The organism is Methylophilus sp. E2MeOHC9, from assembly GCF_058744375.1.
On record NZ_CP196024.1, the window covers coordinates 1,494,545 to 1,511,193 of the forward strand.

Here is a 16,649-nt window from a genome sequence, read left to right on the forward strand (position 1 = left end):
CATGCGTCGCGTTGTCATCACCGGCGTGGGGATCACCTCCTGCCTGGGAAATAGTCTTGCCGAAGTCACGGATGCCTTGCGCGCTGGCCGCTCAGGCATTCGTTATGACGCCGAGTATGCAGAACATGGCATGCGCAGCGTGGTCTCCGGCAAGCCGGATATCAGCACCTTGCCACCCGTCCCACGCAAGCTACGCCGCTTTATGGGCGATGCTTCCCTGTATGCCTACCATGCAGCGCGACAGGCGATTGAAGGGAGTGGCCTGACTTCTGCACAGTTAACCTCTGAGCGCACTGGCCTGGTGACAGGCTCGGGTGTCGGCTCGCCTTTTGAGCATCACCTTGCAACACAATTACTGCAGCAGCAAGGTTTGCATAAGGTGTTGCCCTATGTGGTGCCGCGCGTGATGGGCAGTACTGTGTCTGCCAACCTGGCGACGGCATTCGGCATACAAGGGTTGAGTTGTGGCATGACTTCGGCCTGCGCTACCTCGGCACATTGCATCGGTTATGGCAGTCAATTGATACAGTTCGGCAAGCAGGATGTCATGATTGTAGGCGGCGCCGAAGAGGCCAACTGGACTAGCGCGGCTATGTTTGATGCCATGGGCGCATTGACCACGCACTTTCCCGATGAGACAGCTTCACGCCCTTATGACGATAGCCGCGATGGCTTTGTGTTCGCTGGCGGGTCCGGCATGCTGGTTCTGGAATCGCTGGAGCATGCGCTGGCCAGGGGCGCACACATTTATGCCGAACTGACCGGGTTTGGTGCCTCGTCTGATGGGCTGGCGGATATGGTGACGCCTTCGCCGGAAGGCGCAGCCAGGGCCATGAAGCTGGCATTGGCTGAACACCAGGCAGGTAGATCAGAAGCCGCGGCAGTGGATTATATCAATGCGCATGCCACCTCGACCCCGGTGGGTGATGTCAGTGAGCTCGAGGCGATCAAGCAAGTGTTTGAGTCGCGCATCCCCATGATCTCTTCCACCAAAGGGCTTTCCGGGCATCCTATCGGTGCCTCGGCTGCCCACGAATTAATTTATGTGATCGCCATGATGCAGGACCGATTTGTTGCCGGGTGCCAGCATCTTTACAACCTGGATGCCAAGGCGGTCCGCCTGCCTATCGTTGAGCACAATATGGATTATTCGATAGAATGCGCCATGTCCAACAGCTTTGGATTTGGCGGTACCAACGTCAGCATTATCCTCCAGCGATACCATGCTTGATTTTCACTGTTATTGATTAAAGGCTATAAAAATGAAAAAACCTAATGTCGCAATGCTATTAGTCATCAGTTCACTCATCTGCGTCTCCCATGCGCAAGCCAGGGATGACCGCAAAATGTATCCTGTCGCCGATGCGCTGGCTAACGCTGAAGTAAAGAGCAAGCTGGACCCGGCGATCACGTTGCAGTTCGGCAACCAAAAAGCCGGCGCGGTTGAAAAAGAGTTTGGCGAATGGAAAACCAATAAAAAAACCAACGGATTCAACAAGTCTGACCAGGTGGCCTGTGAGTGGGCTTTTTTAAGTGCGGTGCTCGAGTTGCAAGAGCGTGCCAGGAAAGAAGGCGGCAACGCGGTCATTCACATTAAGAGCAACTATAAAGATATTGAAACAGTGAGTGATACAGAATACATGTGCGGTAGCGGTGCATTGATGTCAGGTGTCGCCTTGAAAGGGACAGTGGTTAAATTAAAATGACAACGCAACTTTTTCCTTTCGTCAAAGAGTCCCGTTTTGGCGACTGGTTCCTCAATACGGATATGTGGAAGATCCGCGTACTGGAACGGGCTCTCAATGATGTGCAGCGCTTTATCCCGCCAGAAAAATCCCAGGTTGAGACCATACTCGACATCGGTTGTGGCTTTGGGCACGCGTTTGATAGCTTGAGCCGTCGTTTTTCGCCTTCATTGCTGATTGGTGTGGATGCCGACCCAGATATACAGACCCGGGCCGGGGCGGCTGCGACGCGTTGTAAAACGCCTGTGCAGCTATGCCATGCCAATGCGGCGAATATGCATGAGATCGCGGATAACCAGGTCGATATGATCTTCTGCCACCAGACTTTCCACCATATTGTCGAGCAGGAAGCAGCCATGCAGGAGTTTTTCCGCATACTCAAACCAAATGGTTTGCTGCTGTTTGCCGAATCTACCAAGCACTACATTGAAACCCTGCAAATCCGCCTGCTGTTTCGCCATCCCATGGAAGTGCAGCGCACGGCTGATGAATATGCAGACATGATCCGTAGCGTCGGCTTCTCCCTGCCGCAAACGCATATCTCCTTGCCGTTTTTATGGTGGAGCCGTCCCGATTGCGGATTGATGGAGTGGCTGGGATTCTCTGTCCCTGAATCACGCAAGGAGACATTGATTAACGCGGTAGCCGTCAAGCCTGCTTAATTGCGTTAAAACTGGAGGGGGAATGTCGCGCTGCCCCTGATGGTTTCGTAAAAACAGGCAATGCTGCGCGATTGTAATGAATTGAAAACCCCTGAGGACAATCTGGTTATTTTTGCAAGCTTGTATTAGCATGAGCTAGTAGTTTTATATCATTTGTATAGCTTAAACAGGCATTTTAGGGTGAGTGGATTCGATGAGCTTAGAAGGGCGTATTGACGAAGCGTTGTTTCATCGACTGATGGCTAGCGCCCATATCCCATTGATCGGCAGTGCCTTGGGTGGCTTGCTGATCAGCATTTCACAGCTGGATTCTGATAATCGCGATTCTTTTTTTACCTGGGCTTTACTCGTCTATGTGGTGATTGCTTTTCGCTGGTGGCTGACACATCGCTGCAAAAACAAGCTTGCCAAGCATGGATTTAATTCGAAGCTGGCCTACCAGTACTGCCTGACCATCGCCTTATCCGGGCTGGCTTGGGGTGCACTGGGATTTTTGATCACAGATGCCTCACCGATGACGGTGATTATCGTCATCACCGCCATTCAGGCCATGGTGATGGGGGGCGTAGTGACCATGGCTTCGTGCATTCCGGCTTTTTTTGCTTTTAGCCTGCCGGCCATGCTGCCTACCGTGGTGATCTTTGCCACTGGCAATAGTCTGCCGAATGCCGTGATGGCGGTGTTCAGCGTGATTTTCTATATCTTGATGATAGGTGTCACCTATCGTTTCAATCAGTCTTTACGGCAGGCCCAGCGCATCAGTTTCGAAAACGAGGACCTGATCGGGTCTCTGAAAGAGGCTTACCAAAAAATCTCTGCCCAGAACCTGGAGTTGAATCATGTCGCGCATCATGATCTTTTAACCGGCCTTCCTAACCGCAAGTTGCTGGCAGTGCGCATGCGCCAGGCGATGGAGATCGCTGCGGTCAAGCACACGAGTACCGCAATCCTGTATCTGGACCTGGATGGCTTCAAGGCGATTAATGACCAGTTGGGACATGAAGCGGGTGACCTGGCGCTGATCGAGGTTTCACGTCGCCTGGGCAAGGTGATTCGTGGCAGCGATACCCTGGCCAGGGTGGGCGGCGACGAGTTTGTGATTGTGCTATCTGACTTGCAGGGGCAGCCAAATGCTTCAGTAGAAATGGTCGCCAATAAATGCCTGATGGTGTTTGAACAGATGTTTATGATCCACGCGTCCGAGTGTCGGTTGGGCGCATCTATCGGGCTGGCCATTTGCAAAGAGGGTGACAGCATAGAGCAGTTACTTTCAACCGCTGATAAGGCCATGTATCAAGCCAAGTTACTAGGCTGCGGCCAAATCTACTGGGCCGCATCCCCCACGCTAGAAACCACCTGACCCGGCAATGATTGCATTGCTAGCCTTATCTGGCCAGTTTTTAACTGACCGGCCTGTTTCAGGCATCTTGTACTAAATTACCAGACATTCTTCTCCCTGTTCAACGGTTTGATTTTTATGCTGTCTCATACAGTAGTGGGGTGGTAAATTATATTTGCACCCAATTTTGTAACTCATTTAATATGACAGGGAAAGCGGCATCCAGCAGTTAAGCACCAGATTCTTAACTGCGCTGTTTTTATACAGGCAAAATTCGTCAGCACCTGGCGGAGGTCGTGTTTAATGATTGTGTAGCGGAGTGATGGCATGAGTACGTCGCAGACTGTCAAACATCATCAGCAATTGACGCAGCTGTATCTGGCGCTCAGTCAATGCAACCAGGCGATCGTGCAAAGCCATGATCGGCAGACGCTGTTTGAAAAAATTTGCCGCATCATCGTTGATTTTAAGCATGCCAAACTAGCCTGGGTAGGCGAGGTGCTGCCAGCGACTAAACAGATCACAGTTGCCGCCGCATTTGGCACCGGGCTTGAATACCTCAATAAAATATCCATCTCGGCAGACCCTCAGGCGCCGAACGGCAGGGGCCCGTGCGGCCTGGCTATCGCCAATGACCAACCCTACTGGCTGCAAGACTTCCAAACTGACCCGGTTGCCGCACTGTGGCATGCCTCGGCCTCGGAGTTCTCATGGAAGGCGGCTGCTTTTTTACCCTTGCACAGCGAAGGGAAAGTGGTGGCTTGCCTGTCGCTGTATACGTCTGAAGAGCAGGCATTTGATCCCGATACCCAGCGATTATTGATTGATATGGTCGCCAACATTGATTTCGCGCTAGACCGTTTTGCCGTTCAACAAGAACGTACCCAGTATCAGCAGAGTTTGCTCGCCAGTGAACAAAGAGCGCAGCTGGTGATGGAGAACGCGATGGATGCGATTATCAATATGGACACTGACGGTTTCATTATCGAGTGGAACCTGGCGGCAGAACGCATTTTCGGGCACCAGCGCGTCGATGTGGTGGGCAGGAGCCTGGGTGAGGTCATTGTGCCACCTGCGTATAGAGATGCTCATAATAAAGGCTTGCAGCGATTACAGCGCTCAGGGGAATCCAGGCTGTTGGGTCGATCCATCGAAATCGCTGCCATGCGCCATGATGGCACTGAATTTCCGGTGGAATTGACCATTATCGAAATCGAGCGCAATAGCGAACGCTATTACAGTGCGTTCTTGCGGGACATCACAGTGCGCAAAGAGGCTGAGCAGCGCATACAGTTCTTGGCTAATTATGATGCCCTGACCGGCCTGCCTAATCGCAACCTGCTGAATGAACGTGTGACTGTGGAAATTGAGCGAGCCTGGGCGCAAGATGGCCAGTTCGCCCTGATGTTCCTCGACCTGGACCATTTTAAAGATGTGAACGACAGCCTGGGGCATCGCTATGGGGATAGCCTGCTGATCGAGTTAACCAAACGTTTTCAAAGCCTGGTGCGGCCTGAAGATACCATTTGCCGCCTGGGTGGTGATGAGTTTGTGTTCCTGCTGGCAGGCTCCGGGCATGACATTGCCCAGGAAGTCGTAGAGCGGTTGCTGAAGGCGATAGAGCAACCGCTGGTGATTGATCAATACCAACTGACGATTACAGCATCAGTCGGCATTGCCATTTACCCCGATGATGGCCTGGATATCGAAAGCCTGCAACGCAATGCAGATGTCGCCATGTACCGCACCAAGAAGGAGAGCCGCAATGGCTATCGTTTCTTCAGTAACCAGATGCAAATCCAGACAGCCCGGCATCTGCAACTGGTGAATGCCCTGCGGCAAGCGATTGCGCTGGGGCAATTGGCGGTGTATTACCAGCCGCAAATGGACCTGGCCACGCAGAAGCTGGTAGGCCTGGAGGCCTTGTTACGATGGCAGCATCCAAAGTTGGGGGCAGTTTCTCCGGCCGAGTTTATCCCGCTGGCAGAATCCAGTGGCTTGATTATTTCTATCGGCAGCTGGGTGCTGGAGCAGGCGGTGCAGCAGGTCCGGCAATGGCAACAGGCAGGCATCGCCGACATGTGTGTGTCAGTCAACCTATCCAGTGTCCAGTTCCGCAACCCCGGCTTGCCTGCATTGATACAGGATATCCTGCATCGTTATGATGTCGCGCCGCAGTTTCTGGAGCTTGAGCTCACTGAAGGGGTTGCACTGGAGAACCCAGAAGGCGCCGTCAATATGATGGATACGCTGGATAAACTGGGGATACGCATGTCCATCGATGATTTTGGCACCGGTTATTCTTCCTTGAGTTACCTCAAGAAATTCAAGGTGTGCAAGCTGAAGATAGACCAATCGTTTGTGCGCGATATTTCTACCGATGACGAAGACAAAGCCATTGTGATCGCCATTATTCACCTGGCACGCAGCCTGGGATTGAAAACCATTGCTGAAGGTGTCGAAACCGCTGAACAAAAAGCCTTTTTGTTGTCGCATGGCTGCGATGAGATCCAGGGCTATTTGCTGAGTAAACCGATGAGTAGTGAGCAGGCAACGGCCTTCCTGCTAAAACATCAATAGTTGTTGAACCTGCCTTGAACCCGCATGCATTTAAAAGCATGCCGGGTCTCACCTGATCCCGCAGTTTTCTAGCCTTTGATCTTTACATAAATAAAATAGTTGACTTCGTAAATGATAATAATTATCATTTACCTGTTGTTTAACGAGGCAGGAGATCCATGATGAAGCGTCAAACTGTAGTAGGCAAGACCATGCTGGCAGGAAAAACGGCTTGTAAAGTGCTTTATCATAAATCTTCTGACACGGTAGAAGTCGAAGTAGGTGGCACGACACTGAAATTCGAGGCCGACAGCTTTATTGTCATTAATGAAATGCTGCGTAAAGCCGCCGCCCGGATCGTCATGCAAACCGAAATAGAAATGAGCGTTTGAAAGGATCATCATGCAGGCAGTCAGTATCAATCCCATGCGCTATGACCCGGCATTGCCTGATGCTGAGTCTGTCATGGCGTCTTTGCTTTACATAGCTACTTTATATATTAAAAAACCAACCTACGAACTGGCCAAGCAGGCTCTGCGGCTGGCTGAAACATTAACCGCACCAGAGTACGCAGATTCTGATCTGATCTGCCGCGTTTCCCGGCGCATGTGCGTGCAATGGACGCTGCTGGTCAATGAACACGAGCAATCTGCACCACAGACAGGCGAAGCCGGTCACTCATTAACCCAGTTGAATGAAAACCAATCATGAGCGAACATTCCATGTGTAAGAAAATCTTGTTATCAGGCCAGGCGGGGTTCCGCGTGCATTATTGCGAAACCCACGGCACCGTAGAGCTGGAGATAGGGGCCATGAGTTTACGCCTGGATGAAGATGCGCTGGAGATGATGAGCGATTCTCTGGCAGAATCAGTCAGCAAGTTGCAAGCCCTGCAAGCGACCAAAGGCTCATTTGAAGCGTTCATGCGCCAATTGAAAAACGCCTGATAAAGTCAGAAAAGGCGCACGCGCATTAAAAAGGCAATGACTGTGAAGTCATTGCCTTTTTATGCTTGCAGCGGAAATATTTATCCGCAGCGGATGGTTAGTCTGCCAGCTTCGCGCTCACGTTTTTAGTGAGCTCGCTCAACGTCGTGTTCAGGGTCTGGAAAGCGACATCTGAGAGGCCGGTGTCACAGGCCACCCGCTTTTGAATATCAGACAGCTTGCTACGCAGGTTTTTACCTTCTTCCGTCAGGGTCACAATCACCACGCGCTCGTCGTCTTTCTGGCGAGTGCGGTTGATGAGTTTTTTTACTTCCAGGCGTTTGACGACCGGTGTGATAGTTGCGGGTTCCAGCAGCAATTTCTCTGCAATGTCTTTGATTGAAAGTTGCTTGAATTGCCATAAGGCCACTAGCACCAGATACTGCGGATAAGTTAAATTGAGCTTGTCCAGATCCGGCTTATAAGAACGGAGCAGGGCGTGTGTGGCAGAGTAAAGTGAGAAACAAAGCTGATTTTCTAGGTATAAATTCGGCATGTTATTTAGTTATAATTGTCATCAATAGAATCCAATGATTACAGCATCAATTTAAACTGATGTCTATAGTAGTTTTGCTTAGAAATGTATGCATTTTGATACAAGCACCTTTACCTGATTAAAGGCAGGTTAAAATGCGCTAAGAGCCCCGTTTTTCTTAACAAATCCAGCCTTAATCCAAGCAAAAAACGGAGATTAAGATAAGATAGAATGGGTAACGCACATGACAATATGTGCAGTCAATCTAGCCTTGAAACTTATGCTGCCATCCATCACTTTTCTTGATCTTGAAACCACTGGCGCCACCCCGTTAAAAGACCGAATTACCGAAATTGCGCTGGTCCGTTTTGATGGTGGGGTAGAAACTGCCCGCTGGCAGACGCTGGTCAATCCGCAAATGGCCATTCCGCCTTTTATTCAGTCTTTGACCGGCATTAATAACGCCATGGTGGAGCATGCGCCGCTGTTTTCCGAAGTGGCCAGCCAGTTACTGACTTTTCTTGAAGGCACGGTGCTGGCCGCGCATAACGTTCGCTTTGATCATGGCTTTCTCAAAACCGAATTCAAACGCCTGGGCATCACCCTGCAGCAAAAAGTGTTGTGCACGGTCAAACTTTCCCGCCTGCTATATCCGCAACACTTCAGTCATGGCATCGATGCCATCGTCGCCAGGCACAACATGGTAGGCATCGCACGCCACCGCGCCATGGGGGATGTTGAAGCCGTATTGCGCATGCTGGCTGATGCCCGGCAAGAGCTAGGTGAGGCCGCGGTGCAATCTGCCGCTCAAAAGCTGATGGCAGCGCCTGTATTGCCAGCGCATATTGATGCCAGTGTGATCGGTGAGTTGCCGGAAACGCCTGGCGTTTACCTGTTTTATGGCGAGAATGATGTGCCACTTTACATAGGTAAAAGCGTCAATGTCCGCGCCCGTGTGCTGGCGCATTTCAGTGGCGATAAAGCCGCCAGCAGGGAGCAGCGCATGACACAGGAAATCAAGCGCTTTGAGTGGGTCCCTGCTGCAGGTGAACTCGGCGCCTTGCTGCTGGAAACACGCTTGCTCAGGGCGCATAAGCCTTTGTATAACCGCCAGTTAGCACGTGAACAGCCGTTATGTAGCTGGCAGCTGGATCCGCTTTCACAACCAGTGGTCAGGCTGATTGAGGCAAGTGATATAGACCCCAGCCAAATGGGCGGCTTATTCGGCACTTTTAAGAGTAAAAAACAGGCGACGGAAGCGTTGCGAAAAATAGCCGAGCGCAACGGTTTATGCCTCAAGATATTGGGATTGCAAGGGGACAGCAAGGGCTCTTGCGTGGCTTTTCCGCTCAAACGCTGTAAAGGTGCGTGTTGCGGCCAGGAGTTGGCTGAGATCCACAGTTTGCGTCTGCAACAGGCGCTCATTGCGCATAAGCTGAGTCTTTGGCCTTATGCCGGAAAAATCGGCATAGAGGAATATAACCTGGAAAATGACTTGCGCCAGATCCATGTGTTTGAGCATTGGGTCTATCTGGGCGTCGCTGCCAACGATGAAGAATTGCAAGCCTTGCGCACGCAAACAACGCCGCTCAAGTTTGAGCTGGAAACCTATAAATTACTGCTCAAAGTCTTGTCACAAAAAAAGACCCGTGTGCTGAATCTGTCGTCTTGATCACGCCAGATCAGCTTGCACGGGTTAAGGGGTAGTCGAAAAGTCTGGCTGATCAATGTCAGCCAGATACCCATTTATTTAGGCAGGTAGAAGGTGCTATCGGTCGTGACCGTTTCGCCGGAAGGCTGGGCGGTGACCTCAATGGTGATGCGCTGACTGCCGGTTTTTTCTGAATGCGGTACAGCCAGGCTCAGCGGTATTAAAGCCTCTTCAGTCGCACCCACCGTGAGTGACCGTTCACTTTCTATCGTGATATCCGCCATACCGCTCGCCCGGATGCGATAGTGCTGAGGCTGCTCGGTGGCGTTCAGCAGATGTAGCTGGTAAAGATTCTCTACGCCTTGGGTGGTCTCGCGATACATGATATTGCGGTCGCGCATAATGTCGACTTTAAAGGCCGGTTTATGCAGCATGCTATAGGCCATCCAGCCGAATATCAGTGCAAACAGCGCGCTATAAATCAACACCCGCGGACGCAGCATATGGCTTAATAAACCATGCTCACTGGTGTTGCCACCGGCTGAAAAACGGATCAACCCGCGCGGATATTGCATCTTGTCCATCACCTCATCGCAGGCGTCGATACACAGTCCGCAGCTGATACATTCATATTGCAGGCCCTGGCGGATATCGATCCCCACCGGACACACCTGCACGCAGATGTTGCAATCTATGCATGACCCCAGACCCTGGGCCTTGAAATCCTGTCCTTTGCTGCGGCCACCACGCGGTTCGCCGCGTTCGCTGTCATAAGCCACTATCAGTGTGTGATTATCAAACATGGCACTCTGGAAGCGGGCATAAGGGCACATGTGCTTGCAGACCTGCTCACGTAAAAACCCGGCATTGCCGTAAGTGGCGATGCTATAAAAACCGAACCAGAACCACTCCCAGCCGCTGAGCTGGAATTGCAGCAAGGCAGGCGAGAGTTCACGTATGGGCGTGAAGTAGCCGACAAATGACAACCCGGTCAGCATGGCAAAGCCTAGCCAGACACTATGCTTGCCTAGCTTGATGCCTGTCTTCCTCAATCCCCACGGCTGCGCATCAAGTTTCTGCCTGGCCATGCGGTCGCCTTCAATGCGGCGTTCCATCCATAAGAATATTTCTGTGTATACCGATTGCGGGCACGAGAAACCACACCACAAACGGCCGGCAACAGCGGTAAACAAAAACAAGCCCAGCGCGCAAACGATCAGCAACAACGCCAGGTAAAACAAATCTTGCGGAAAAATCACCATGCCAAACAGGTAAAAACGTTGCGCGTTGATATCCATTAAAAACGCCTGGCGCTCGCCATATTGCAGCCAGGGCAAGCCATAAAACACGATTTGTGTGAGCCAGATCATCAGCCAGCGCCAGTTCTTGAAATAGCCGCTGACTGTACGCGGATAAACTTTCGCAGTTTTCTGGTACAAAGAAATAGTTTTTTCAGTGACCGGGGCGGACACGATAGGAATCACGGTTTTGTTACGCGAGGCTTGCATGATGACACTCGAAAACGACTGAAGACGAGCGCACTATAAGCTGTTTACGCCAGTTAAAACAGATTCAGTTTTTAATTAAAAAACCATATCAGTTTTAACTGCTGGCGTGTGAAATCAGCTTGCCTAATGTCTGGATGGCCTGCAGGCTAGGCGCATTTAATGGGTGACCGTAGTTGAGGCGGATGAAGTTGGCATATTGCTGCTGCGAAGAAAACATATGTCCTGGTGCCAGGCTGATGTTTTGTGCGATGGCCTGCTGGAAAAGCTGCAGGCTATCGCACTGTTCTGGTAATTGCATCCAGAAAAAATAACCGCCTTGTGGCAGGTTAAAACGTACTTGTTCAGGAAAGTGCTGATGGATGGCCTGTGAGCATTGCAGTTGCTGCAACATCAGTTGGTGCCTGAGCTGGCGCAGGTATTTATCATAACCGCCTTTAGCCAGGTAGCTTGCCAGTGCATGCTGGGCCGGGATGGATGTCGCCAGGGTGGTGGAGATTTTCAGGCGCGTGATCTGGTCAGTAAACCGGCCCGCCGAGACCCAGCCGACGCGGTAGCCGGGTGCCAGGGATTTGGAAAACGAGCTGCAATGCATGACCCAGCCTTCCGTATCCCAGGCCTTGGCCGGAAGCGGGCGCTGTTTGCCAAAATATAGTTCGCGGTAAACGTCATCTTCGATCAGTGGCAATTGGTGGCGCGTGATCAATGCAACCAGTGCCTGCTTTTTTTCTGCCGGCATCAGACTGCCGGTGGGGTTTTGAAAGTTGGTCATCAGCCAGCAGGCTTTGGGCTGGTGCTGGAGAATGGCTTGTTCCAGCGCAACCAGATCAATGCCATGCTCAGGATGGCTGGCCACTTCAATCGCGCGTAAGCCCATTCTTTCAATCGCTTGCAAAGCGGCATAAAAACTCGGTGATTCGATGATGACGCTATCGCCTGGTTGCGTCACCGCTGCCAGGCTCAGGTTAAGTGCCTCGAGGGCACCATTGGTCACGACAATGTCTGCTGCGTCTGTTTGTGCCCCATCCAGCTGGTAACGCAAGGCAATCTGCCGTCTTAGCTCGAAATCTCCTTGCCCGATATCGCTGACCGTATCAGAGGGTTGCATGCGGCGTACCGAAGCGACCATATGGTCAGCCAGTTTTGATAGCGGGAAATGCAATGGGCTGGGGAACGCAGAACCGAATGGTACATGCTGCGGGTCTTTAATGCGGTCCAGCAGGGTAAACACCAGGTCACTGACTTGCAGGGTGGTAGGCAGGCCGGTATGCGCAGGGCTGGCAGGAGTTAGTAACCGTTCACTGCGCAATGGCCCGGCCACGTAATAACCTGAGCGCGGCCGGGTGACCAACAGCCCGCGCGCCTCGAGTAAATAGTAGGCCTGGAAAACGGTAGAAGCATTCACCTGCTTCAGGGCTTGTATCTGGCGGATGGAAGGCAACTTGTCGCCGCGTTTGAGCAGGCCTTGCTGTATGGTGCTGGCTATTTCTTCGGCAATGATTTCGTATTTCTTCACGTGGCGACCTTGCGGCATCATAACCGCGCAACTGATATGGTAAATTAAATCCAAACTGAAGCTGTTTGGCAAGCGTGATTCTGTTTACGATGCTGGTTTTTTGCAGATTAGATTCTTTCATCATGTCCCAGTTAATCATCAGCCACATTGAACGCTTAAATAAAAGGCATTACCTGCTCTGGTTAAGTGACGGGCAATCCATGCAGTTATCGATTACGGATATGTTTAATGTCAAAGTGATGCTGGCAGATCAGGAGGTGGCTTCTGCGCATTTCCAGCCATTGAGTTCCTTGAATAATATTGAAATGCCGCCGCTGTATCGCATCAATGACTATCGCGCGCCAAGCGGTGTTTTTTCTTTAATGGCCGATGGTTTGCTCAATGCAATATTAAGTGTCTATGCATTCTACACACACGGTATAATCAAGCCCTGGCGAGCAGGCGCGACACCGAAATCGCTGCCGACCTGATAGTCATCCATCCACCATCCGCATACGCTTGCGAATATCCGCAAATGTATTTGCATTATTGAATTAATTGCGTATAATTGCGGGTTCTTTAAAAGGCGACGTTTAAGGCATTTTTATGTACGCAGTGATCAAAACAGGTGGCAAACAGTACAAAGTTACCGCTGGTGAAAAATTAAAAGTTGAAAAATTAGTGGGTGACGTGGGCTCTACTGTTGTGATCGACAAAGTATTGTTGATTGCAAACGGTGAATCAACCACGATTGGTGCACCTTTGGTAGCCGGTGCTAAAGTCAGTGCCACTGTGGTATCACATGGCCGTGGCGACAAAGTGATGATCTTTAAAATGCGTCGTCGTAAGCACTATCGCAAGACTCAAGGTCATCGTCAGAGCTATACTGAAATTCAAATCGATACTATTTCTGCTTAATCGGCAGATTGCTAGAGTAAGGAATCAAACATGGCACACAAAAAAGCAGGCGGTAGTTCACGTAACGGCCGCGACTCACAAGCCAAACGCCTGGGCGTAAAAGCTTTTGGTGAAACAGTAGTTAACGCCGGTAGCATCATCGTGCGTCAACGTGGTACAAAAATGCATGCTGGCGAAAACGTTGGCATGGGTAAAGACCACACACTGTATGCACTGGTAGAAGGCAAAGTGAAATTTGCTGTTAAAGGCGCGTTAAAGCGTCACACAGTGAGCATCGAAGCGGTTTAATCGCAGATGTATGAAAAAAGCCCTGTCGCTTGACGGGGCTTTTTACTTTATAGTTATTAGATTGTGCCTTGTATGATTGCCTGTGACGGAGCTTCCTTGACAGGCAATTTGAAATTTTAAGATGCAGTGCAAGGCGCACGGCGCAAACGAAACTGCAATGTACAATGCGTACATGAGAATTTTGAGCATCGTGTCACGCAACAGTGCGCTTAAAAGGCAAATTGAATTATGAAGTTTATTGACGAAGCAACAATCAAAGTCTACGCCGGTGACGGCGGTAATGGCGTAGCCACATTCCGCCGTGAGAAATACGAGCCCATGGGCGGCCCCAACGGTGGTGATGGTGGCCGTGGCGGCTCGGTACTGGTGCTTGCAGACCGCAACATCAATACCCTGGTTGATTACCGCTACACGCGTACTTTCAAAGCACAGCGCGGTGAAAATGGCAGTGGCTCCGATTGCTATGGCAAAGGCGGCGATGACATGGTGTTGCGTGTGCCCGTAGGCACTACTATCAGCGACAAAGCGACCGGCCATGCCATGGTCGACCTCAATGTCGACGGCCAGCAAGTGATGATCGCGAGTGGCGGTAAGGGCGGCCTGGGCAATATTCATTTCAAAACCAGTACCAACCGTTCACCACGCCAATGTACCAAGGGCGATCCCGGTGAGGCATTCGAGTTATACCTGGAATTGAAAGTACTGGCCGATGTCGGTTTGCTGGGCATGCCAAATGCAGGTAAGTCTACATTTATCCGCTCAGTTTCTGCCGCCAAACCTAAAGTGGCTGATTACCCGTTTACCACGCTGCACCCTAATCTAGGTGTAGTACGCGTCGATAGTAACCGCAGTTTCGTGATCGCCGATGTGCCTGGCCTGATTGAAGGAGCGGCAGAAGGGGCAGGGTTGGGTCACCAGTTCTTGCGCCATCTGCAACGCACTTCTTTATTGCTGCATCTGGTGGATATCGCGCCGTTCGATGAAATGGTGGATCCGGTAAAAGAAGCCAAAGCGATCGTGAACGAATTAAAGAAATACGATCAGGAACTCTATGACAAGCCACGCTGGCTGGTGTTGAATAAAATCGACATGCTGCCTGACAGCGCTGAGAAAGTCGCTGAGTTTGTCAAAGCCTATGGCTGGGATGGTCCCGTGTTCGCTATTTCTGCCATTAGCGGTATTGGTTGTAAAGAACTGACCTATGCGATCATGGACCATATCGATCAGGCGCGCATACAACGTCATGCTGAAGCTGACCAGGCGCAGGCAGCGCCAGCGCCACAAGTGACAGAATAAATAACCGATAATAAAAAATCAGCATGGGTGTCTCCCTCATTCAAGATAGCAAAACCCTGATTGTGAAGGTCGGGTCCAGCCTGGTCACCAATAATGGCCAGGGCCTGGACAGGGCGGCGATTGCTGCCTGGGCCGAACAGATCAGTGCCCTGGTCAAGCAGGGCAAGCAGGTAGTGCTGGTATCCAGTGGTGCAGTGGCTGAAGGCATGCAACGCCTGGGCTGGAAAAAACGCCCGGTGGAAATCAATGAATTGCAGGCCGCTGCGGCAGTAGGGCAGATGGGGCTAGTACAAATGTACGAGCAATGTTTCGCACAACATGGGCTGCACACCGCACAATTACTGCTGACCCATGACGACCTGGCTGACCGCAAACGCTACCTCAATGCGCGCAGCACATTACGTACTTTGCTCGATTTGAAGGTGATCCCTATCATTAACGAAAATGATACGGTGGTCACTGAAGAGATCCGTTTTGGCGATAACGACACCCTGGGTGCCCTGGTCGCCAACCTGATTGAAGCCGATGCGCTGATCATCCTCACTGACCAGCAAGGGCTGTATTCCGCTGACCCCCGCAAAGACCCTGCAGCCGTATTCGTACATGCCGAGATGGCAGGTAACCCAGCCCTGGAGGCGATGGCAGGCGGTGCAGGCAGTGCTGTAGGCACTGGCGGCATGCTCACCAAGATACTTGCCGCCAAACGTGCCGCCAACAGTGGCGCGCATACCGTGATTGCTTCAGGCCGCGAGCCAGAAGTGCTGCTTAGATTAAGCCAGGGTGAAGCGATAGGCACGCACCTGCAAGCCGGCAAAATGAAGATCATCGCCAAAAAACAATGGCTGGCGGATCATTTGCGCCTGGGTGGAAAGCTGGTGCTCGATGACGGCGCGGTGAATGTATTATGCAAAGATGGCAAAAGCCTGCTGCCGATCGGTGTGGTAGAAGTGCTGGGCCAGTTTGAGCGTGGTGATGTCGTAGCCTGTGTCGATGTCGAAGGCAAGGAATGGGCACGCGGCATCGTCAATTACCATGCCAACGAAGTACGCCGCATCATGCGCAAGCCGAGTAGCGAGATTAAAAATATACTCGGCTATGCAGAAGAAAAAGAATTGATCCACAGGGACAACCTTGTGCTGCTATAAAAACAACGGTCGGGGATGCGTTGACTGAATAAGCAGCGTTGCCTTAAGTTTTGCACTAAAAAATTAACTAAAAAGGTTATGTGATATGAGTAAACCTCTGGTAGCCATCATTATGGGTTCTGACAGTGATTGGCCGGTGATGAGAAATGCCGCGCAAATGCTGGCAGATTTTGGCGTTGCTTATGAAGCGCGTGTCGTGTCTGCGCACCGTACGCCAGACCTGATGTTCCAGTTTGCCGAATCTGCCTCTGCTAACGGTTTCCAGGTGATTATCGCTGGTGCCGGTGGCGCCGCGCATCTGCCAGGCATGGTAGCGGCTAAAACCACATTGCCAGTGTTGGGTGTGCCTGTGCCGTCCAAGCATTTGCAAGGTCAGGATTCGCTCCTTTCTATCGTGCAAATGCCAAAAGGCATTCCGGTCGCTACCTTTGCCATTGGCGATGCAGGCGCTGCGAATGCCGGTTTGTTTGCCGTCTCGATATTGGCCAATCAGGATGCTGCCCTGGCCCAGAAGCTGGCAGATTTCCGCCGCAAGCAAGCCGAGAAAGTGCATGCCATGACCTTGCCTGAGCAGCCTTAATTTAT

General features: G+C 51.4%; 18 protein-coding genes. 15 read left to right on the top strand and 3 right to left on the bottom strand.

What is annotated here, in order from left to right:
* Position 1: 1 nt before the first annotated feature.
* The 8 genes from ACSSVF_RS07200 to ACSSVF_RS07235 all read left to right on the top strand — a co-directional run bounded on the left by ACSSVF_RS07200 (position 2) and on the right by ACSSVF_RS07235 (position 7,252).
* The gene (locus ACSSVF_RS07200; RefSeq protein WP_492406232.1) at positions 2-1,231 is read left to right on the top strand and encodes a beta-ketoacyl synthase N-terminal-like domain-containing protein; all 1,230 of its coding nucleotides are present in this window, start codon (positions 2-4) and stop codon (positions 1,229-1,231) included.
* Between the two features lie 31 nt (positions 1,232-1,262).
* Entirely contained in the window at positions 1,263-1,706 is a 444-nt protein-coding gene (locus tag ACSSVF_RS07205) for an excinuclease ABC subunit A (RefSeq protein ID WP_492406233.1), read from the top strand.
* Entirely contained in the window at positions 1,703-2,407 is a 705-nt protein-coding gene (locus ACSSVF_RS07210; protein ID WP_492406234.1) for a class I SAM-dependent methyltransferase, read from the top strand. The genes ACSSVF_RS07205 and ACSSVF_RS07210 overlap by 4 nt, the downstream gene beginning before the upstream one ends.
* Before the next feature lie 193 nt (positions 2,408-2,600).
* Positions 2,601-3,767, top strand: coding sequence for a diguanylate cyclase domain-containing protein (locus ACSSVF_RS07215; protein WP_492406235.1), 1,167 nt, complete (start codon positions 2,601-2,603; stop codon positions 3,765-3,767).
* 306 nt (positions 3,768-4,073) lie between these two features.
* Positions 4,074-6,326 carry a putative bifunctional diguanylate cyclase/phosphodiesterase gene (locus ACSSVF_RS07220; protein WP_492406237.1) on the top strand — a complete coding sequence of 751 codons (2,253 nt, stop codon included), beginning with the start codon at positions 4,074-4,076 and terminating at the stop codon, positions 6,324-6,326.
* Between the two features lie 158 nt (positions 6,327-6,484).
* Entirely contained in the window at positions 6,485-6,697 is a 213-nt protein-coding gene (locus ACSSVF_RS07225) for a hypothetical protein (protein ID WP_379032017.1), read from the top strand.
* A gap of 10 nt (positions 6,698-6,707) precedes the next feature.
* Positions 6,708-7,016: a hypothetical protein gene (locus tag ACSSVF_RS07230; protein ID WP_492406238.1), complete on the top strand. Its 309-nt coding sequence runs from the start codon at positions 6,708-6,710 to the stop codon at positions 7,014-7,016.
* Entirely contained in the window at positions 7,013-7,252 is a 240-nt protein-coding gene (locus ACSSVF_RS07235) for a hypothetical protein (protein ID WP_492406239.1), read from the top strand. Before ACSSVF_RS07230 ends, ACSSVF_RS07235 begins: the two co-directional genes overlap by 4 nt.
* 97 nt (positions 7,253-7,349) lie before the next feature.
* Here ACSSVF_RS07235 and ACSSVF_RS07240 read toward each other — a convergent pair whose 3' ends face one another.
* Complete coding sequence (locus ACSSVF_RS07240) at positions 7,350-7,787, bottom strand: MarR family winged helix-turn-helix transcriptional regulator (protein ID WP_492406240.1); 438 nt, start codon at positions 7,785-7,787, stop codon at positions 7,350-7,352.
* 259 nt (positions 7,788-8,046) lie between these two features.
* Here ACSSVF_RS07240 and ACSSVF_RS07245 point away from each other — a divergent pair, with 259 nt between their 5' ends.
* Positions 8,047-9,438 (top strand): exonuclease domain-containing protein, encoded by a 1,392-nt coding sequence (locus ACSSVF_RS07245; RefSeq protein WP_492406321.1) that lies wholly within the window; start codon positions 8,047-8,049, stop codon positions 9,436-9,438.
* Positions 9,439-9,512: 74 nt separating this feature from the next.
* Here ACSSVF_RS07245 and ccoG read toward each other — a convergent pair whose 3' ends face one another.
* Together ccoG and ACSSVF_RS07255 are read right to left on the bottom strand one after the other, a co-directional pair.
* Positions 9,513-10,925 (bottom strand): cytochrome c oxidase accessory protein CcoG, encoded by a 1,413-nt coding sequence (gene ccoG, locus ACSSVF_RS07250; protein WP_492406241.1) that lies wholly within the window; start codon positions 10,923-10,925, stop codon positions 9,513-9,515.
* A 94-nt stretch (positions 10,926-11,019) separates the two neighbouring features.
* Positions 11,020-12,438, bottom strand: a complete 1,419-nt coding sequence (locus ACSSVF_RS07255; RefSeq protein WP_492406322.1) for an aminotransferase-like domain-containing protein — start codon at positions 12,436-12,438, stop codon at positions 11,020-11,022.
* A 122-nt stretch (positions 12,439-12,560) separates the two neighbouring features.
* On the opposite strand from ACSSVF_RS07255, the gene ACSSVF_RS07260 reads away from it, so the two are divergent.
* The 6 genes from ACSSVF_RS07260 to purE all read left to right on the top strand — a co-directional run bounded on the left by ACSSVF_RS07260 (position 12,561) and on the right by purE (position 16,644).
* Complete coding sequence (locus ACSSVF_RS07260; RefSeq protein WP_492406242.1) at positions 12,561-12,908, top strand: hypothetical protein; 348 nt, start codon at positions 12,561-12,563, stop codon at positions 12,906-12,908.
* Between the two features lie 115 nt (positions 12,909-13,023).
* Positions 13,024-13,335, top strand: coding sequence for a 50S ribosomal protein L21 (gene rplU, locus ACSSVF_RS07265; RefSeq protein ID WP_442584534.1), 312 nt, complete (start codon positions 13,024-13,026; stop codon positions 13,333-13,335).
* Positions 13,336-13,365: 30 nt separating this feature from the next.
* Positions 13,366-13,623 (top strand): 50S ribosomal protein L27, encoded by a 258-nt coding sequence (gene rpmA / locus ACSSVF_RS07270; RefSeq protein WP_049637894.1) that lies wholly within the window; start codon positions 13,366-13,368, stop codon positions 13,621-13,623.
* Between the two features lie 228 nt (positions 13,624-13,851).
* Complete coding sequence (gene cgtA, locus ACSSVF_RS07275) at positions 13,852-14,919, top strand: Obg family GTPase CgtA (protein ID WP_492406243.1); 1,068 nt, start codon at positions 13,852-13,854, stop codon at positions 14,917-14,919.
* Positions 14,920-14,942: 23 nt separating this feature from the next.
* On the top strand, positions 14,943-16,064 hold the full coding sequence (proB, locus tag ACSSVF_RS07280) for a glutamate 5-kinase (RefSeq protein WP_492406244.1): 1,122 nt from the start codon (positions 14,943-14,945) through the stop codon (positions 16,062-16,064).
* A gap of 85 nt (positions 16,065-16,149) precedes the next feature.
* Entirely contained in the window at positions 16,150-16,644 is a 495-nt protein-coding gene (purE, locus tag ACSSVF_RS07285; RefSeq protein ID WP_492406245.1) for a 5-(carboxyamino)imidazole ribonucleotide mutase, read from the top strand.
* The last annotated feature ends 5 nt before the right edge of the window (positions 16,645-16,649 follow it).